Source organism: Dactylosporangium sp. NPDC005555, from assembly GCF_040605635.1.
Taxonomy (GTDB): Bacteria; Actinomycetota; Actinomycetes; order Mycobacteriales; family Micromonosporaceae; genus Dactylosporangium.
The window spans coordinates 34767-54312 of the sequence record NZ_JBEXDG010000018.1 but is presented as its reverse complement, the minus strand read 5'-3'; the positions used below and the strand labels follow the sequence as shown (position 1 = coordinate 54312).

At 72.3% G+C, this 19546-nt stretch carries 12 protein-coding genes; 5 read left to right on the top strand and 7 right to left on the bottom strand.

Annotated features, from left to right (window positions below):
- Positions 1-102 precede the first annotated feature (102 nt).
- On the top strand, positions 103-1365 hold the full coding sequence (gene glyA, locus ABZS58_RS21595) for a serine hydroxymethyltransferase (RefSeq protein WP_354784057.1): 1263 nt from the start codon (positions 103-105) through the stop codon (positions 1363-1365).
- A gap of 65 nt (positions 1366-1430) precedes the next feature.
- On the opposite strand, the gene ABZS58_RS21590 is transcribed toward glyA, so the two are convergent.
- Positions 1431-6641 (bottom strand): hypothetical protein, encoded by a 5211-nt coding sequence (locus tag ABZS58_RS21590; RefSeq protein WP_354784055.1) that lies wholly within the window; start codon positions 6639-6641, stop codon positions 1431-1433.
- Positions 6642-6832: 191 nt separating this feature from the next.
- Between ABZS58_RS21590 and ABZS58_RS21585 the strand changes: the two genes are divergently transcribed.
- Positions 6833-7195 carry a PH domain-containing protein gene (locus tag ABZS58_RS21585; RefSeq protein ID WP_354784053.1) on the top strand — a complete coding sequence of 121 codons (363 nt, stop codon included), beginning with the start codon at positions 6833-6835 and terminating at the stop codon, positions 7193-7195.
- Here ABZS58_RS21585 and ABZS58_RS21580 read toward each other — a convergent pair.
- On the bottom strand, positions 7189-8073 hold the full coding sequence (locus tag ABZS58_RS21580) for a 2-hydroxyacid dehydrogenase (RefSeq protein ID WP_354784051.1): 885 nt from the start codon (positions 8071-8073) through the stop codon (positions 7189-7191). The two genes, ABZS58_RS21585 and ABZS58_RS21580, sit on opposite strands and share 7 nt — an antisense overlap.
- 266 nt (positions 8074-8339) lie before the next feature.
- Here ABZS58_RS21580 and ABZS58_RS21575 point away from each other — a divergent pair, with 266 nt between their 5' ends.
- Together ABZS58_RS21575 and ABZS58_RS21570 are read left to right on the top strand one after the other, a co-directional pair.
- On the top strand, positions 8340-9452 hold the full coding sequence (locus ABZS58_RS21575) for a PQQ-dependent sugar dehydrogenase (RefSeq protein WP_354784259.1): 1113 nt from the start codon (positions 8340-8342) through the stop codon (positions 9450-9452).
- Positions 9449-11134, top strand: coding sequence for a metallophosphoesterase (locus ABZS58_RS21570; RefSeq protein WP_354784049.1), 1686 nt, complete (start codon positions 9449-9451; stop codon positions 11132-11134). The genes ABZS58_RS21575 and ABZS58_RS21570 overlap by 4 nt, the downstream gene beginning before the upstream one ends.
- On the opposite strand, the gene gatB is transcribed toward ABZS58_RS21570, so the two are convergent.
- Positions 11115-12608: an Asp-tRNA(Asn)/Glu-tRNA(Gln) amidotransferase subunit GatB gene (gatB, locus tag ABZS58_RS21565; RefSeq protein ID WP_354784047.1), complete on the bottom strand. Its 1494-nt coding sequence runs from the start codon at positions 12606-12608 to the stop codon at positions 11115-11117. The genes ABZS58_RS21570 and gatB overlap by 20 nt on opposite strands.
- Before the next feature lie 77 nt (positions 12609-12685).
- Between gatB and ABZS58_RS21560 the strand changes: the two genes are divergently transcribed.
- Complete coding sequence (locus ABZS58_RS21560) at positions 12686-12862, top strand: DUF4236 domain-containing protein (protein WP_081971544.1); 177 nt, start codon at positions 12686-12688, stop codon at positions 12860-12862.
- 47 nt (positions 12863-12909) lie between these two features.
- Here ABZS58_RS21560 and gatA read toward each other — a convergent pair whose 3' ends face one another.
- The 4 genes from gatA to ligA form a co-directional block, all read right to left on the bottom strand.
- Positions 12910-14397, bottom strand: a complete 1488-nt coding sequence (gene gatA, locus ABZS58_RS21555) for an Asp-tRNA(Asn)/Glu-tRNA(Gln) amidotransferase subunit GatA (protein ID WP_354784044.1) — start codon at positions 14395-14397, stop codon at positions 12910-12912.
- 3 nt (positions 14398-14400) lie between these two features.
- Positions 14401-14700 carry an Asp-tRNA(Asn)/Glu-tRNA(Gln) amidotransferase subunit GatC gene (gene gatC, locus ABZS58_RS21550; protein WP_203846342.1) on the bottom strand — a complete coding sequence of 100 codons (300 nt, stop codon included), beginning with the start codon at positions 14698-14700 and terminating at the stop codon, positions 14401-14403.
- An 82-nt stretch (positions 14701-14782) separates the two neighbouring features.
- On the bottom strand, positions 14783-16792 hold the full coding sequence (locus ABZS58_RS21545) for an EAL domain-containing protein (RefSeq protein WP_354784042.1): 2010 nt from the start codon (positions 16790-16792) through the stop codon (positions 14783-14785).
- 610 nt (positions 16793-17402) lie between these two features.
- Positions 17403-19526, bottom strand: a complete 2124-nt coding sequence (ligA, locus tag ABZS58_RS21540; RefSeq protein ID WP_354784040.1) for an NAD-dependent DNA ligase LigA — start codon at positions 19524-19526, stop codon at positions 17403-17405.
- Positions 19527-19546: the final 20 nt, after the last annotated feature.

The following is a 19546-nucleotide window of genomic DNA, read 5'->3' as shown; positions in this document are numbered from 1 at the left end:
CGACTGGCGCACATCAAGGTGGAACCGACCACCGGGGAGCTTCCTGTATCGCTGGCACCGCGCGCCTGGGTGCCGCGGTCGGCTTTGCCTTGGGAGCACCCCATGCATGTGCCTGCCCTGCCCGCGATCACGTCGTCCGACCCGGACCTCGCGGACCTCATCCAGCGCGAGGCGTCCCGCCAGCACGACACGCTGCGGATGATCGCCTCGGAGAACTACGTCTCCCAGGCCGTCCTCGAGGCGACCGGCACCGTCCTGACCAACAAGTACTCCGAGGGGTACCCGGGCAAGCGGTACTACGAGGGCCAGCGCTTCATCGACCCGATCGAGGAGCTGGCGATCGCCCGCGCCAGGTCGGTCTTCGGCGTCGAGCACGCCAACGTGCAGCCCTACTCCGGCTCACCCGCGAACCTCGCCGTGTACATGGCGCTCGCCGCGCCCGGCGACACCGTCATGGGCATGGCGCTGCCGATGGGCGGCCACCTCACCCACGGCTGGCCCGTGTCGGCGACCGGCGCCTGGTTCCGTCCCGTGCAGTACACCGTGCGCAGATCCGACGGGTTGATCGACTTCGACGAGGTGCGGGACATCGCGCTCCGCGAACGCCCGAAGCTGATCTTCTCCGGCGGCACCGCCATCCCCCGCACCATCGACTTCGCGCGCTTCGCGGAGATCGCCCGCGAGGTGGACGCGGTCCTCGTGGCGGACATCGCGCACATCGCCGGCCTGATCGCGGGCGGCGCGCACCCCTCCCCGGTCGGGCACGCCCCGGTCATCACGACCACCACGCACAAGACGCTCCGCGGCCCGCGCGGTGCGATGCTGCTCAGCTCCTCCGAATACGCGCGCGCCGTCGACAAGGCCGTGTTCCCCGGCCTGCAGGGCGGGCCGCACAACCACACCACCGCGGGCATCGCGGTCGCGCTGCGTGAGGCGTCCTTGCCGTCATTCAGCGTGTACGCCCACCAGATCGTCGCCAACGCCCGTGCCCTCGCCGCCGCCCTGCTGGAGCGCGGCTTCGACCTGGTGTCCGGCGGCACCGACAACCACCTCATCCTGATCGACCTCACCGGCAGGAACATCGGCGGCAAGCCCGCCGCCCGCGCCCTCGACCGGGCCGGCATCGAGACGAACTACAACACCGTGCCGTACGACACCCGCAAGCCCTTCGACCCGTCGGGCATCCGGATCGGTACGCCCGCCCTCACCACCCGCGGCCTCACCGAGGCCCAGATGCCGCAGGTCGCCGACTGGATCTCCCGCGCCGTCGACGCCGCTGTCAAGGACGACGAGGCGGCCCTGGACGTGATCGCCGCCGAGGTTCGCGAGCTGCTGTCCGCGTACCCGATGCCCGGCTGGCACTGACCCCGCCAACCGGCGAGGGACGGATCCGGGTGCCGGGTCCGTCCCTCGGTGTTGCTGCCTGCTGCCTACTTGCGGCGGAGGAAACGGCGGGAGCGCTGGTCCGGGTTCTTGGGCTCCTCGTCGAGGTTGAGCTCCAACGGCGCCACGTCGTCGTCGAACACCATGTCCCGCGCCCGCGCCCGCTGCCCGGGCACCGCCGCACCCTTGTCCTGCTCACCGCCCCCGGACCCGGCCCGGCCACCGCCCCCGGACCCGGCCCGGTCGCCACGGTCGGACCCGACCCGGTCACCGTCCCCGAACCCGGCCCGGTCGCCACGGTCGGACCCGACCCGGTCACCGTCCCCGAACCCGGCCTGGTCGCCGCGGTCGCGCCCTGTCGCGCGCTCGCCGTTGCCGGCGGCATCGCTGCCTGCCCGGCCGCCGCGGCTTCCCCAGCCGTCGCGTCCACTGCTCGTGCGGTCGCCGCTGATCCGGTCGCTGCCGCCCCGGTCGCTGTCAGCCCGGTCGCTGTCAGCCCGGTCGCTGCCAGCCCGGTCGCTGCCGCCCCAGTCACTGCCCACCCGGTCGCTGCCGGCCAGGTCGCCGTCGCTCGGCCAGTCGCGGCCGACCGCGCCGGCGGGACTGCCCGCGCCGGTCCGTTGCTCGCCGGGCCGGTTGCCGTCGCCCGCCAAGTCACGGCTGCCCGCCCGGTCGCTGATCCGGTCGCTGTTGCCTGCCCGGTCCCGGCCGGCAGCACGATCGCCGCGGGCGGCGGCGGTGTCGGTGCTGTCCGGGGCGCCGGGCGCTCCGTCGTCGTCGCCGCCGGCCCAGCGGGCCGCGATGCTGTCGCTCGCCGACCAGTTGCCGGCGGGAGCGGGCTCAGCGGCGCGCGGCCCGAAGCCGGACCGGCGCTCCGAGGTGAACTCGCCGCTCGGGTCACGTTCGAACCCGGATGTCGGATCCGTCGCCCATGCCGGCCGGCCGGGCGTGCCCGGCTGCTCGGACGCCCCCTGCCGCCGGGAGGAGCCTCGGTCCCGCCCGTTGGCCTCCGCCGCCCAGTCGTCCGCGGCGGTGGATTGATCGGTCGCGGCTGGCGTCGGGTCGGCGGCCTTGGCCTTCTTTGCCTTGCCCGACTTGGAACGCCCCCACAGCGAACGCTTCTTCTCGGGTGCGGGCTGCTCCGCCGGCTCCTCCTGGACGCTGGCGCGCGCGCCCGGCGCCGACTCCGCGTCCCACCAGGCGGTCCCGTCGTCCGCGGCAGCCGCGCCCCAGGTGCCGGCCTGGTCCCCGGCCTCGCCGCCCTGCCCACGCGCGCGCCGCGAGCCGTCCGCCCGCGCCGCGTCCTCACCCGATCCGTCGAACCGCGCCTGATCCGGCCGCGAGGAATCCGGCCACGACGACCCGGCCCGCGGGTTCCGCGAGAGCTCAGGCCGGGCCGGCGGCTCAGGCTCGAACCTCGAACGTGCCGAACCCACCCCGGAATCCGCCCGGAACCCCTCCGCCCGCGAGCCCGCGGACGGTGTCTCGGACCGCGAAGACGTGAACGGGGCATCCGGCCGCGAGGAAGACGTGAACGGGGCATCCGGGCCCGAGGAAGACGTAAACGGGGCATCCGGCCGCGAGGAAGTGAAGGGAATCTCCGGTCGCGAGGGGGCGGAGGGAGTGACGGAACCGCCGGCGCCCGGTGCGGCGGACACCGGCCAAGCACCGGACGGCCCATCGGAACCCGAACCCGCAAACGCCGCACCACCGGCCCGGAACACCTCAGCCGAGCCCCCGAACGCCGGACCACCAGACCTGGAACCATCGGAAGAGCTCGGGAAAGCCGAGTCACCGAACCGCGAACCGTCGTCGGCAGAGCCCGCGAAGCCCGAGTCACCGACCCGGGAACCGTAGTCGGAAGAGCCAGCGAAGCCTGAGTCACCGAACCCGGAACTGTCGTCGGAAGCGCTCGGGAAGCCCGAGTCATTGAACCGCGAACCGTCGTCGGCAGAGCCCGCGAAGCCCGAGCCGTCGGGGCGCGAGCTGTCGGACGAACCCGGGAATGCGGGGCTGCCGAACCGCGAACTGTCGGAGGAGCCCGGGAATGCGGAACCGCCGGTCTGGGGAGCGCCCGAGGTGGGGATCCCCGAGGTCGGCACGCCGGAGGTGGGGATGCCGGAGACCGGGTTGTCCGCCGGGCTGTGGCCGGACGAACCGGACTGCTGGCGGTCGCGGCGGCGGAGGGAGCGGGCCTCGGCGTCGGTTTCCCAGGAGCGGCGGAGCTCGAGGGGTTCGGCGACGAGTTCGGGCTTGTCGCCGTCGAACAGGCTGCCGGTCCACGCGGGCCGCTCGGCCGGGCGACGCTCGGGACGGCCTCCCGGTCCGGTGCTGAACCGTCCCGTGCCCGCCTGGCCGGGCCCGGTGCGATCCGACGACCGGCCCTGATCCGGCGCGCCGCCCAGGTCCGACGACCGATCCCACGCCGCAGGGCGGTCACGGTCCGCAGAGCGGTCCCACGCCGCAGGGCGGTCACGGTCCGGACGGTCGTCGGAGGTGGCCGCCGGGTCGCGGTCCGTCGAGGTCCTCGGGTCCGACGACCAGGAGCGGTCCGGCGGGGAATCGGCGGCTGACGACCAGGAACGGTCCGGCGAAGGGTCGGGGGCCGACGACCAGGAGCGGTCCGGCGAGGCGCTGGTGTCCGACGGCCAGGAGCGGTCCGGGGAGCCGAGGTCGGCCGGACTGCCGAGCGTGCCGGAGCTGGAAGGCCCCGGCCTGCCGCTGGATGCCGCTGGGTCGAGCCGGTCGGGCGGCGTGGAGCGGTCGAATGAGGACGACGAGTGCTCGCGGTCATCGTCGAACGGCCCTGACGGGCGGCCGCGGGACGGCGCGGTGGGCGCGTCGAAGCGGCTCGGCGGCGCGGTGGGCTCGGGCGCCGGTGGCTGGGCGGTGCGCGGGGGCGGCGGTGGGATGAAGCCGTCCGGGGGGTTCATCGAGAAGTCGAACTGGTCGGGGTTGCTGGCCAGCTGGTCGAACTCCGACATGAGCGACGCGAACCGGTCAGGCGGCGACTCCGCCGCACCCCCGTCTCCCGCGGACCCGAACGCCGGAGAGGACCCGGACAGTGACGAGGAAGCGGGCGCCGGCCACTCGGGCGGCGACGACGACGGCCGCGACGACGACGGCGAAGACGGTCGCGATGAGGACGGCGACGATGAAGGCGGCGACGACGGCGGCTCTGAAGGTGAGGACTGCGACCACGACGGCTCGGACGGAAGCGACGACGACGGCCGGGACCATGAAGGCTCGGAGGGCGACGGCTCAGCAGACGGAGACTGCGACCACGACGGCTCTGCCGAGCGGGACGACGACGGCTCGGAAGACGAGGACTGCGACCACGACGGCTCGGACGGAGGTGGCGAGGCCGCGAACGCGGCCGCGGCGACCTGGTCGTCAGGGTCGGCGCGGCGGCGGCCGACCCGTCTGGGCGCGTCCTCCGGCGACAGCGGCGGATCGCTGTCGTCGCGGCCGGTCGGCCAGGGCTGCTGGGAGTCCCCGGCGTCGCCGTCGGCCGAGGAGGACCAGCCGCGGCCGGAGGAGGGCGGCTCGCTGCCGAACGCCGCGTGGTCGTCGTCGGCGGCGGACCACGCGGACGGCTCGTCCGCGGAGCCGGGACGGTCGTCGCGACCCGAGGACCACGGACGCCGCGAACCCGCACCCTTGGCGGCGTCGGAGGAGGTCGACGAAGAGGAGGACCACCGGCTGCGCGCGGAACCGGACTCACCGGCGGGATCGTCGTCCGAGGACCACGGACGCCGCGAGCCACCGCCGGTCGAGGAGGCGGATCCGCTCGCGAGGTCTTCGGGCGGGTCGTCGTCGGCGGACCAGCGACCGCGGGAAGCGGAGGACTCGTCCGAGGACCACGGGCGCTGCGAGCCGGCACGACCGGAGGAAGAAGGAGCTGACGGGTCGTCCTCGTCAGCGCCGGCGGCGGCCCAGGCGGCCAGCTTGTTGGCCGACTCGCTGTCCCAGGAGCCGACCAGCTCGCGGGTGGCGCGGGACTCCCACGAGTCGTCGACCGGGTCGGGGTCGGGCGCCGCAGCGGGATCGGTGGAGCGGGGCGAGCGGCCGAAACGGTCACGCACGGAGCCGTCCTCCTCGAAGTCGCCGGCCCGGCGGTCGTCGTCGACCTGGGGCGGGGTGCCGGCGGAAGCTGTGGAGCGGCCGAAGCGGCCGCGGGTGAGGCGGCCGCGGAGCGAGGCGGGCTCGGGGTCGCCCGTGCCGGCGGCCGCGGCGAAGGCGGCGTCGGCGACGGTCGGGGCGGCGGTGACGGTGGGGTGGGCGCCGGTGCTCCAGCGGGCGAAGGAGCGGGCCAGGGGCGACGGCTCGGGCAGCTTGTTGCCGGAGGCGATCACCAGGAGGCGCTCCATGACGGAGAGCTCCACCCGATAGGGCTCGGCGGCGAGCCAGCGGCCCGCGGCCTCGACCATCTCGTGCGCGTGCACGAGATGGAGGTGCTCGCCGGGGGCGACGGAGATGACGAGGTCCTCGCTGACGTCGCCGCGGGAGGGTGCGACGACGAGATAGCCGCGGACGGCGCCGCCGACCTTGCCGAGCTGCTCGCGCCAGGTGTGCACCTCGGCGGCGAGGCCGTCGACGTCCTCGGAGCCGGGGACGAAGAGCCGGCCGCCGCGCAGGACCTGGCCGGAGGCGTCCATGGAGAACTCGCCGTGCGGCCAGACGGTCGGCAGGAACAGGGCGACGCGCCGCCCGGCGACGACGAGGTGGGTGCAGCCGCCCTCGCCGAGGGCGAAGAACCGGGCCGACGGCAGCGCCTCGAGCTCCTTGAGCCGGGGCAGGTGGTCGTCGGGCTTGCCCCACCAGCGGCGGCCGCTGACAGCCTCGTCGATGGCGGCGCGGGCCAGGCGGCGGGCGTCGAGCATCAGCGCGGACAGGAACGCGCCGATGAGCGGCACGTCGAAGGCGAGGTTGACGCCGATGAACTTGAGCAGGCCGAGGATGTCGGTCCAGCCGGCGGGCAGCCAGGTGCGGGTGGCGGCGCCCCAGGCGACCGCGCCGGCGACGGCCGCCATGATGGCGAAGAGCGGGAAACCACGCAGTGTGAGGACCAACACACCGATGAGCGACAGGACCGCCGCGACACTCCAGAGGGGGCTGAAGTCCGTGATACCCCAGCCGGCGACGGCGAGCGCGAGCAGGCCGGCGACGACGAGCAGGGCGCCCGCGAGCACGCCGGTCGGGCGTACGCCGACCCGGCGGCTGCTCTTGACGCCCGCGTGCCACGAGTTGCCGGTCAAATCCGGGCCTCCAAGCAGCCGCGATCCCCGGCACGCCGACCTGTCGCGATCTCGTCGAACACGGCACCGAGCGTAACCCCGGGCGCCGCGCCGGGCGAGAGGCGCCCGACCCGATCCTGCTCCCCCACCGCGTCAGTATGCCCCGACCCACCGACAAGAAGCAGTTCCACGAAAGGTGCGAGACTGGTCGGGTGACCACCCGCACCAAGCGTCCCGCCGTCCGCTTCCGCCGCAGCGCGTCGCTCGCCGTGGCGGCCGGCATCGCCACCATCGGCGCGATCCCGCTGCTGGCCGAGAGCCTCTGGTTCCTGCCCATCCTGCCGGTGCCGATCGCGGTCGCCGTGTGGGCGTGGCGGGCCGGCACCGACGTCGACGACGACGGCTTCACGGTGCGGGCACTGCTCGGCAGCCGCCGGGTGTCGTGGCAGGCCGTCGACGGCCTGGTCAGCCAGGACGGCTCCGTCCAGGCCCGGCTGGCCAACGGTCACTTCGTCAAGCTCGACGCCGTCCGCCCGGACGACATCCAGCGCATAACAGCACTGACGGGTCAGTAACCGTCCACCACGACGTTGATCAGCGGCGCGCCCGAGGCGAATCGCCGCATCTGCGCGCCCGCCAGTGCGTAGGCCCGCCGGAACAGACCTCGTACAGAACCGGCCACATGTGGAGTGATCAGCACGTTCGGCAGGTCCCAGAGCGGGTGTGACGCCGGCAGCGGCTCGGGCTCGGTGACGTCGGTCGCGTAGCCCAGCCGGCCCGACGCGGTCTCGGCGAGGATCGCGCCGGTGTCCACGACGGGCCCCCGCGCCGCGTTGACCAGCAGCGCGCCGTCCGGCATCGCGGCCAGGAAGTCGGCCGAGACCAGACCGGTCGTCGACGGCGTCAGCGGCACCAGCACCACCACCACGTCCGCGGAGGGCAGCAGTGCCGGCAGCTCGTCGACGCCGTGCACCCCCTCGCGCGCCCGGCGGGCCACCGACGTGACGGACACCTCGAAGGGCGCCAGCCGCGCCTCGACCGCGGCACCGATCGAGCCGGCCCCGACGATCAGGACCCGCTTGCCGGCGAGCTCGTCCGTCTGCCGGTACCCCCACTGCCGCCCGGACCGGACGAAGTGCGGGAAATCGCGCAGGAACGACAGGATCGCCGCGAGCACCCACTCCGACGTCGACGAGTCGTGCACCCCGCGCGCGTCGCAGAGCTGGACGCCGGGGCGCAGCCGGCCCACCCACCGGTCGGCGCCGGCGCTCATGAGCTGCACGACCGCGAGCCGCGGCATCGACGCGGTCAGGTCGACGACGTCCGGCGACGCGAGGAACGGCGGCACCCAGAAGTCGACGTCGACCGGTGCCGTGCCGACGGCCACGGAAACCCCGTCGGGCAGCGGGCCGAGCAGCGCCAGGCCGTCCTCGTGCGGAATGCAAACCTTCACCGGAGCACAGTAACCATCCACCACCGCAACACGAGCCACGTCGAGCCGATCTCCGAGCCGGCGGCCGTATCGGACCTCGCTCGACGAAGTCCTGGAACTCCCCGGCTGCCATATGGCTCCTCTGCACAAGGCCGGTCCGGCCGTCACCGGGGGCGGCCGCCGACCCGCTGGCAAAGGTTGAAAGGAAGATGATGTCGGGCAACGCTAGTCTTGGCCGGGTGAGCGCCCGGACGTACGCAAAGAGCCTGACGGCTGCCGCCGTGGCGATGGTGACCCTCGCGGGCTGCTCGTTCGGCCCGCCGCCGCCCGACGAGCTGGGTTCGCCGCCGAAGCTGTCGCCGTACCCGAGCGCGTCGACCTCCGGCAGCCAGGAAGAGGGCCAGACCCAGGTCGCCACGAAGACCCTGGCCAAGGGCCTTGCCGTGCCGTGGGGCATCGCGTTTCTGCCGGACGGCACCGCGCTGGTCACCGAGCGTGACAGCAAGAAGATCCTGAAGGTCGGCAAGGAGTCCACCGCCGACGGGCTGGCGGTGTCGACCGTGCAGACGGTCGACGAGGTCGTGCCGGGCGGCGAGGGCGGTCTCATGGGGATCGCGGTGTCGCCGGCGTACGACACGGACCAGACCGTGTTCATCTACTACACCGCCAAGGACGACAACCGGGTCGCGAAGCTCGTGCTGGGCTCGCCGCCGACCCCGATCCTGACGGGCATCCCCAAGTCGTCGATCCACAACGGCGGCCAGATCCACTTCGGGCCCGACGGTTTCCTGTACGTGTCGACCGGCGACGCGTCGAAGCCCGAAAGCGCGCCCGACCTCAACAGCCTCGGCGGGAAGATCCTGCGGATCCAGCCAGACGGGAAGCCGGCCCCCGGTAACCCGTTCGGAACCACCGTGTACAGCTCCGGACATCGCAACGTGCAAGGCTTCGCGTGGGACAAGAACAAGCGGATGTACGCCGTGGAGTTCGGCTCGGGCGAATGGGACGAGATCAATGTGATCGAGGCGGGCAAGAACTACGGCTGGCCGACGTACGAGGGCAAGGGCGGCGACCCGAAGTTCGTCGACCCCATCCAGGTGTGGAAGACGTCCGAGGCGTCGTGCTCCGGTCTGGCCGCCGTCGAGAGCTTCCTGGTCACCTCGTGCCTCAAGGGCGCCAGGCTGTACGTGATGCAGCTCACTGATCAGGGCGGGCTGCTCGGTGCGCCGAGCCCGCTGCTGAAGGACACCCACGGCCGGCTGCGCGCGGCGGTGGCGGCGCCGGACAACAGCATCTGGGTCTCCACCTCGAACAAGGACGGCCGGGGCACCCCGAAGGCCGACGACGACAAGCTGTTGCAGATCGTGATCAGCAACGTGGGCGGGGCCGGCAAGAGTTGACCTCGCCGTTCCACCGGCGGGCCGCCGTGGCCGCCCGCCGGATCCAGCGCCGGGCGATCGTGATGGCCGCCGGTCGTCGCCACCCGTCCCGGGCCAGAAGCATGGGCTCGCGCCGCCCGTTCCGTGCCGAGAGCAAGGGCTGGCGGCTCACGCGCCGGGTGCTGCACGGCCTCCTGCTCGGCGCCGTCGCGATCGTCGGCATGCTCATCGGCGTCCAGCTCGGCGGCCACACGACCCAGGACATCGGCCCGTTCCAGGCGCAGCTGTCGCTGACGCCGTCGCTGCACGGCGACACGTCGGTGGAGATCCCGCCGCTGGGCTCTCTGGAGCTGGACAGCCACGACGGCCCGGCCCATCTGCAGATCCGCCTCGAGTCCCTGGACGAGGCCCGGACCAGGGCGGTCGTCGCCGGCGGCGGCAACCTGGAGCAGGTCAGCCACGACGCCGTCGACCAGCTCAACCTGGGCGTGCGCCGGCTGGCGCTGCAGACCGCGGGCTCCGGGCTGCTCGGCGCGATGATCCTCGTCGGGCTGGTGTTCCGCACGCGGCGCGAGACGGCGATCGGCGGCCTGGTGGTCGTCGCGGTCCTCGCCTCCGTCGGCGGCGCGACCGCGCTGACGTTCAAGCCGGCCGCGATCCAGGAGCCGACCTACCGCGGGCTGCTGGTCAACGCGCCCGCCATCATCGGCGACGCCCGCCGGATCACCGACCGCTACGAGGAGTACCGGGCGCAGCTGCAGAAGATCGTCCTGAACGTGTCCAAGCTGTACGGCACGATCTCCGCGCTGCCGGTGTACGAGCCGGACACCAGCGCGACGAAGGTCCTGCACATCTCGGACATGCACCTCAACCCGGCGGCGTGGGGCGTGGTGCGGACCGTCGCGGAGCAGTTCAACGTCGACATCGTCGCCGACACCGGCGACATCAACGACTGGGGCAGCGAGCCGGAGTCCTCCTACGTCGGGGAGATCAGCAAGCTGCGGGTGCCGTATCTGTACGTCCGCGGCAACCACGACTCGGCGGTCACCGCCGCCGCGGTCGCGAAGCAGCCCAACGCGATCGTGCTCGACAACTCGACCACCACCGTCGACGGGCTGACGTTCGCCGGGATCGGCGACCCGCGCTTCACCCCGGACAAGTCGACCGACGCCACCAACGAGGAGCAGCACGCGGCCGTCGTCACGTCCGGTGAGCTGCTCGCCAAGAAGATCCTGGCGAGCCCGAAACCGGTCGACGTCGCGCTCGTCCACGACCCCGTGGCCGCGCAGCCACTGGCGGGGATCTGCCCGCTGGTCCTGGCCGGGCACCGGCACGCCCGCTCGATCAGCCGGCTCGACCCGAGCATCCCGTTCGTGCTGCCGTCCGACGCGCCTTCGCCGGCGGTACAGCAGCCGGAGCGGACCCTGCTGATGGTCGAGGGTTCCACGGGCGGCGCCGGGCTGCGCGGGCTGGAGAGCGCCAAGCCGCTGCCGCTCGCGCTGTCGATCCTGTACTTCGACAAGGAGCGGCACCTGACGGCATACGACGACATCCAGGTCGGCGGGACGGGCCTCACCGAGGTGTCGCTCCAGCGGCACATCGTGACCCCGGACAAGGCGGCGCCGGCACCGTCGATGTCCGCGGTGCCGACGCCGTCGTCGTCGCTGTCTGCTACCCCTTCGCCTACGACAAGCGGGCGATGACCAGTTCGCGGACCGTCTTCGCGTCGGCCTTGCCGCCGGTGGCCTTCATGACCGCGCCGACGAGCGCGCCGGCCGCGGCGACCTTGCCGTCGCGGACCTTGGCGGCGATGTCGGGGTTGGCCGCGATCGCCTCGTCGACGGCCTTGGTCAACGCGCCCTCGTCGGACACGACCTCCAGGCCGCGGGCCGCGACGACGTCGGCGGGTGCGCCCTCGCCGGCGATGACGCCCTCGAGCACGACCCGTGCCAGCTTGTCGTTGATCTTGCCCGCGTCGACGAGCCCCTGCAGCTGCGCCACGGCCTGCGGGCTGACGCCGAGGGCGTCGAGCTCGGTGTCGGTCTCGTTGGCGTGCCGGGCGAGCTCCCCGAGCCACCATTTGCGTGCGGCCGCGGCGGTGGTACCAGCGGCGACGGTGGCCTCGATGAGCTCCCACGCACCGGCGTTGAGCACCGACTGCATGTCGAGGTCGGAGAAGCCCCAGTCGGCCTGCTGGCGCTGGCGGCGGACCCGCGGCAGCTCCGGCAGTGCCGCCTTGAGCTCGGCGACCCACTCCGCGGCCGGCGCGAGCGGCACGAGGTCCGGCTCCGGGAAGTAGCGGTAGTCGGTCGCCGTCTCCTTGCTGCGCCCCGACGTGGTCTCGCCGGTGCTCTCGTGGAAGTGGCGGGTCTCCTGGGTGATCGTCCCGCCGTCCGTGAGGACCCCGGACTGCCGGATGATCTCGGAGCGGACGGCCCGCTCGACGCTGCGCAGCGAGTTGACGTTCTTCGTCTCGGTCCGGGTGCCCCACTCGGCGCCGGGCAGGTTCAGCGACGTGTTGACGTCGCAGCGCATCGAGCCCTGCTCCATCCGTACGTCGGAGACCCCGAGCGACCGGATGACGTCGCGCAGCTCGGTGACATAGGCCTTGGCGATCTGCGGCGCCCGCGCGCCGGTCCCCGGCACGGGCTTGGTCACGATCTCCACCAGGGGGATGCCGGCCCGGTTGTAGTCCACAAGGGACTCGGTGGCGCCGTGGATGCGGCCGGTGGAGCCGCCGACGTGCAGCGACTTGCCGGTGTCCTCCTCCAGGTGCACCCGCTCGATGCCGATGCGCACGAGCTCGCCGTCCACGTCGACGTCGAGGTAGCCGTCGACGCACAGCGGCTCGTCGTACTGGCTGATCTGGAAGTTCTTCGGCATGTCCGGGTAGAAGTAGTTCTTGCGGGCGAAGCGGCCCCACGGCGCGATCGAGCAGTTGAGCGCGAGCCCGATGCGGATGGTGGCCTCGATCGCGGCGCGGTTGGCGACCGGCAGTGCGCCGGGCAGGCCGAGGCAGACCGGGCAGACCTGCGTGTTGGGCTCGGCGCCGAACTCGGTCGGGCAGCCGCAGAACATCTTGGTGTTGGTGCCGAGCTCGACGTGCGTCTCCAGGCCGATGACCGGCTCGAAGCGGGCCACCGCCTCGTCATACGACAGCTGGGTCACGGTGCTCATCTAACGCCTACTTTCAGCCTCTGGTGTATCCACGCGCGGCATTGGGTATCAACCATCCACCTGGAGAGGAGAACGCCATGCCGGTGCAGTTTCGGAAGAGCAAGAAGTTCGGCCCGTTCATTTTCCACTTCACCCAGGACGGCTTCTCGTCCTGGAGCTTCAAGCTGGGCCCCTGGTCGTGGAACTCGCGGAGCAAGAAGAACCGCGTCGACCTTCCTGGCCCGTTCTCGTGGCGCCAGGGCAGCCGGGGCTGACCCTTTTTCGAAGGGGCGGCTCGTGGTGAGCCGCCCCTTCGGGGTGCCTAGAGCGCGGGCGGGGTCAGCGGCGGCAGCGCCGACTCGAGGGCCGCGGCGACCCGGTACATCCGGTCGTCGGCCATCGTCGGCGCCATGATCTGCAGACCGACCGGCAGCCCCTCGGAGAGGCCGGCCGGCACGGAGATCGCCGGTCCGCCGTAGAGGTTCGACGGGATCGTGTACAGGTCCGCGAGATACATCTGGTAGGGGTCCGACGTGCGCGACCCGAGCGGGAACGCCACGAACGGGGTGGTCGGCGCGACCAGCACGTCCGCCTTGCCGAAGGCCTGCTCGAAGTCCCTGGTGATCAGGGTCCGCACCTTCTGGGCCTGCCCGTAGTAGGCGTCGTAGTAGCCGGCGGACAGCGCATAGGTGCCCAGGATGATCCGGCGCTTGACCTCGGGGCCGAACCCTTCCTCGCGGGTCAGCTGCATGACCTCTTCGAGCGAGCGGTTGCCGTCGTCGCCGCTGCGCAGGCCGAACCGGACGCCGTCGAAGCGGGCCAGGTTGGACGAGCACTCGCTCGGCGCGATCAGGTAATACGCCGGCAGCGCGAACCTGAAGTTGGGGCACGACACCTCGACGACCTCGGCGCCGAGCTTCACCAGCGCGTCGACCGACTCGCGGTAGGCGGCGGCGACGCCGGGCTCGGCACCCTCGCCGGCGAACTCCTTGACCAGGCCGAGCCGGACCCCGCTGAGGTCACCGGTGGCGCCGAGCCGGGCCGCGGCGACGACGTCGGGCACCGGCTGCGGGATCGACGTGGAGTCCCGCGGGTCGTGACCGCCGATGACCGCGTGCAGCAGCGCCGCGTCCTCGACGGTCCGCGCGCACGGACCCGGCGTGTCCAGCGAGGACGAGAACGCCACCAAGCCGTAGCGGGAGGTGCCGCCGTAGGTCGGCTTCGCGCCGACGGTGCCGGTGACGGCGGCCGGCTGGCGGATCGAACCGCCGGTGTCGGTGCCGATCGCCAGGGGCGCCTCGTAGGCGGCGACGGCCGCGGCCGAGCCACCACCGGAGCCGCCGGGGATCCTGCTGGTGTCCCAGGGGTTGAACGTGGGGCCGTACGCCGAATACTCGGTGGACGAGCCCATCGCGAACTCGTCCATGTTGGTCTTGCCCAGCATGACGAGACCGGCCTCGCGCAGGCGCGTGGTGATCGTCGCGTCGTACGGCGGGCGCCAGCCCTCGAGGATCTTCGACCCGGCGGTGGTCGGCACGCCCTTGGTGGTGATCACGTCCTTCACGGCGATCGGCACGCCCGCGAGAGGGCCGGGCTCCTCGCCCCTGGCCCGCGCGTCGTCGATCTTCCGCGCGTCGGCGAGGGCGCCGTCGCGGTCGACGTGCAAGAACGCGTGGATCTTGTCCTCGACCGCGGCGATGCGGTCCAGGTGGGCGGTGGCGACCTCGACCGCGGACAGCTCCTTCGCGGCGAGCTTGCGGCCGAGCTCGGCCGCGGTCAGCTTGGTGACGTCAGACTTGGCTTCAGACACAGCTCAGGCCTCCTCGTCCAGAATCCGCGGGACGCGGAAGCGGTTGTCCTCGGCGTCGGGCGCACCGGACAGCGCCTCGTCGCGCGTCAGCCCCGGCACGACGACGTCGTCGCGGAACACGTTGGTCAGCGGGACGGAGTGCGACGTCGGCGGCACGTCAACCGCGGCGACCTCGCCCACCTGGGCAACGGCCTGCAGGATCACGTCGAGCTGCCCGGCGAAGGTGTCGAGCTCGTCATCGGTGACTGCAAGCCGCGCGAGGCGCGCGAGATGCGCCACCTCTTCGCGGGAAATGGTGGCCATGGGTGCGATGCTCCTTCAACAGTCGGCTCGTCGCAGTCTATTTCGTCGCCACCGGGGGCTGTGCGCGCGGCCTTTTATTCGCTCATTTGCTGTGCGCGACCGTGGCACGGTGGTGCCGGGACAGCCAGTCGAGGAGCCGCTCCGGCGGCATCGGGCGGGCGAAGTACCAGCCCTGGGCCAGGTCGCAGCCGGCCTCCACCAGCATCCGCCAGGTCCGCTCGTCCTCGACGCCCTCGGCCACCACCCGCAGCCCGAGGGCTCTGGCCAGGTCGATCATCGACCGTACGATCGCCGCGTCGTCGGCGTCCGTGGCCGCCCCCAGCACGAACGACCGGTCGATCTTCACCTCTTTGAGCGGCAGCCGGCGCAGGTGCAGCATCGAGCTGTACCCGGTGCCGAAGTCGTCCAGCGCGATCGCGATGCCGAGCCGCTCCAGCCTGGCCAGGGTCGCGAGGACCCGCCGCGGGTCGGCCATCAGCGCGCTCTCGGTGATCTCCAGCTCCAGCCGGTCCGGCTCGATCCCCGTCCGCCGCAGCTTGGCCTCGATCCGGTCGGCGATCTCGCCGGTGTGCAGGTCGCGGACGCTCACGTTGACCGCGACCCGGACCCGCCCGCCGGCCTCGCCCCAGGCCACCAGCTGGTCGAGCACGTCGTCGATCACCCGGAACGTCAGCAGCCGCATCACCGCACTGTGCTCGGCGACCTTGATGAGTTCCTCCGGGTCGATGAGCCCCCGCTGCGGGTGCTGCCACCGCAGCAGCGCCTCCAGCCCGACGACCTCGCCGGTCGCCAGTTCGACCTGTGGCTGGTAATACAGCGCGATGCTCTCGTCCCGCTCCGTCCCCAGCGCCTTGCGCAGGTCGGCCAGCAGGCTCAGCCGCTCCGGGGAGTTGTGGTCGGCCTCGGGCGCGTAGACCGCGAGGTTGTCGCCGCGCCCTTTCGCGTCGTACATGGCGACGTCGGCGTGCTGCATGAGCTCCTCGAAGCCGGTGCCGTGCTCCGGGTACACCGCGACCCCCATCGACCCGCCGACGTCGATCGGCAGCCCGTCCAGCAGCACCGGCTCCCGCAACGCCTCCATCATCTGCTCGGCGTGCGCCCTGGCCTCGGCGATGTCTGCGAGGTGCGGCACCACGATCGCGAACTCGTCGCCGCCGAGCCGCCCGACCTCCGCGTCCGCCCGGTCCTTCAGCCGAGCCGCCACCTCGACCAGCAGCCGGTCCCCGACCCTGTGCCCGAGCGAGTCGTTGACCTGCTTGAACCCGTCGAGGTCCAGCAGCAGCAGCGCCAGCCGCCGCGCGGCCTGCTGGTTCTCCGCCCGCTCCGCGTGCTCCTGCAACCGCCCTTCGACCGCCCGCTCCAGCCCCTCACGGTTCGCCAGCCCGGTCAGCGGATCCCGCCGCGCCGCCATCGCCCGCTGCGCCGACAGGGAGGTCATCCTGCGCACGGCGTACAACGTCACCAGCGCCAACGGGATGATCAGCACGTCGACCCTCGCGGCCGCCACCAGCCCGGGGGCGGACAGCAGCAGCGCCCCGGTGGCCAGCGCGTCCGTCCTGACCGCCCGCACGAACCTCGACCACCACCCCCGCGCGAACCGCAGCCACACCGCCGTCGACACCAGCAGGTTGTTGACCACGAACCACGCGACCGCCGCCACCACGACCCAGCCGACGTGCTGCGACCTTCTGACGATCAGATCCGCCACGGCGAACGAGACGAAATACTGCGCCGCGTTGAACGCCGCCCGCCACAGCGTGTGCCGCAGCCGGCCGGCCGTGATCGCCACCGCCGCCAGCTGCACCAGCACCGCGGGCGCGAACCCGAACGCCAGCAGGATCGCGAACGTGAAGCACACCGACGGCAGCGTGAGGGTCACATCGTCCCCGCCGACCTGCACGAACGGCTTGGTGTCGGCGACCACCGCACACGCGGCGAGGACCCAGAACGCCGCCGACAGGCTCGCCGGAAACCCGTCGGGCAGGTTGGTGACGAGCAGCACCGCCCCCGCCGCCACCACCACCGCGACGTACGCGAAGAACCGAAGAGCATGCCGTGGCGGCGCGACGTTGCGCAGCGCGCTCTGCTCCATCCACTCCCCCGCTCGGATGCCATCGACCACTCCGTCGAAACGCTCTGCGAGCCTGCACCTGAACAGGTGCCGAAACCGGAAAGGATGCTGAATCGATGCATAAAACGCCCGCCATTCGCCCTCCCGAGCGAACCCTCTCCGCCCCACGTCCCCACTCCGTAGCGACACCCCGACCTTCCGTGACCCACCCCGGCGCACTCACGGCACAACAGCACGGAGCCGGTGCATCACGCCCGGCTCCGGACCGCCGAATGCCCCACAGGTCCGACGGCCCGGAGCATCACCGCCCGAGCAGCGGTACTCCCCGGTCCATCCATCGACATTTGCCTATTTCTCATGATCCGGAAGACTTTGTGTCGCCAGAGCAGCACAAAGTCTTCCGGATCATCCAGACATTGGCTGCTCCTGGCGCGCCGCCAGCCCGAGCGTCAGCCGAGAGCGTCAGCAGGACGTCGGTGATGAAACCGCGGCGAAGCGTCAGCGAGGGCGCGTCACCCCGCCGGGGCGTCAGCACGGCCGCTTCAGCTGAGCGAGGCCGAGCGCCGGCGGGGACGTCTGCCGAGAGCACAGCAGGGACGTCAGCTGGACCCGGCCGGCGGCGAGCGAAACCTCAGCCGGCGACGTCGGCTGAGGCGTCGGGCGCGGGCGCGGGTGGGGTGTCGGTGGGTTGGGCCAGGGCGCGGGCGGCGTCCGGGCCTTCGGCGAGGAGGGTTTCGAAGGCGGCCTCGTCGAGGATGGGGACCTTCAGGGTGGCGGCCTTGTCGGCCTTGGAGCCCGGGGATTCGCCGACGACGACGAAGTGGGTCTTCTTCGACACGGAGCCTGAGACCTTGCCGCCGCGGGAGGTGATGGCTTCCGCGGCCTGGTCGCGGGAGAAGCGGTCCAGCGAGCCGGTGACCACGACCGTGATGCCGTCGAGGGGGCGGGGGCCGGAGGTGACCTGGTCCTCGACCATGCGGACGCCGGCGGCGGACCAGCGGTCGACGATCTCGCGGTGCCAGTCGACGGTGAACCAGTCGTGGACGGCGCGGGCGATGGTGGGCCCGACGCCCTCGACGGCGGCGAGCTGCTCGGGGGTGGCGGTGGCGATGGTGTGCAGAGAGCCGATGGAGTTGGCCAGGGCCTGGGCGGCGGTGGGGCCGACGTGGCGGATCGAGAGGGCGACGATGACGCGCCAGAGGCGTCGCTCCTTGACCTCCTGGAGGTTGGCGAGCAGCTGGTGGGCGGTGCTGCTGAGGGAGCCGTCCTTGTTGACGAAGAAGGGGGCCTTGGCGAGCTTGTCGGCGTCGATGTCGAAGAGGTCGGCCTCGTTGACGATGACGGACTCGAGCAGGGCGGCGGCGGACTTCTCGCCGAGGGCCTCGATGTCCAGGGCGTTGCGGCCGCCGAGCGCGAAGAGACGCTGGCGGAGCTGGTCCGGGCACAGCCGGGCGTTGGGGCAGCGGATGTCGACGTCGCTCTCCTTCTCGGGAGCGAGCGAGGTGCCGCAGGACGGGCACTCGGCCGGCATGACGAACGCGGTCTCGGTGCCGTCACGGCGGTCGGCGACCGGGCCGAGGACCTCGGGGATGACCTCGCCGGCGCGGCGGATGACGACGGTGTCGCCGATGAGGACGCCCTTGCGGACGACCTCCTGCGCGTTGTGCAGGGTGGCCTGCTCGACGGTCACGCCGCCGACGAAGACGGGCGCCATCACGGCGAACGGGGTGACCCGGCCGGTGCGGCCCACATTGACCTCGATGGCGATGAGCTTGGTCATCGCCTCCTCGGGCGGGTATTTGAAGGCGATCGCCCAGCGGGGGGCCTTGCTGGTGGAGCCGAGGCGGCGCTGGATGGACATCTGGTCGACCTTGACCACGACGCCGTCGATCTCATGCTCGATGGCGTGGCGGCGGTCGCCGTAGTCGGCGATGTAGGACCGGACGCCGGCCAGGTCGTCGAACACCTTCCAGCGGGGTGAGGTCGGCAGGCCCCAGGCGTGCATCAGCTCATAGGCCTCGGACTGGCCGGCGGGGTTGAACCCCTCTCGGGCGCCGAAGCCGTGCACGAGCATGCGCATCGGGCGGGAGGCGGTGATCCGCGGGTCCTTCTGGCGGAGGCTGCCGCTGGCCGCGTTGCGCGGGTTGGCGAACGGGCGCTCCTCGGCGGCGACCTGAGCGGCGTTGACCTCCTCGAAGCCGGCGAGGGTGAAGAACACCTCGCCGCGGACCTCGAGCAGGGCCGGCACGTCGGTGCCGGCGAGGCGCTCCGGGACGTCGGCGATGGTGCGCACGTTGAGCGTGACGTCCTCGCCGGTGCGGCCGTCGCCGCGGGTGGCGGCGCGGACCAGGCGGCCGCGCTCATAGGTGAGGTTGATGGCGAGGCCGTCGATCTTCAGCTCGCACAGATAGCGCGGGGCGCTGCCGGCGTCGCGCTCGATGCGCTGGGCCCAGGCGGCGAGCTCGTCGTCGTCGAGCGCGTTGTCGAGGCTGAGCATGCGCTCGGCGTGCTCGACGGCGGCGAAGTCGGTGGAGAACGTGCCCCCGACGCGCTGGCTGGGCGAGTCGGGGGTGACCAGGGCCGGGAACTCGGCCTCGACCGCCTCGAGCTCGCGCATGAGGCGGTCATAGATCGAGTCGTCGACGGCCGGCGACTGCAGGATGTAATACCGATACTGATGCTCGTCCAGCTCGCGGGACAGCTCCATGTGGCGCTCGCGTGCTTCGAGCGTGGGCTCGGCTCCTGCGTCGTTCATGTCACGAACCTACCGCCCGG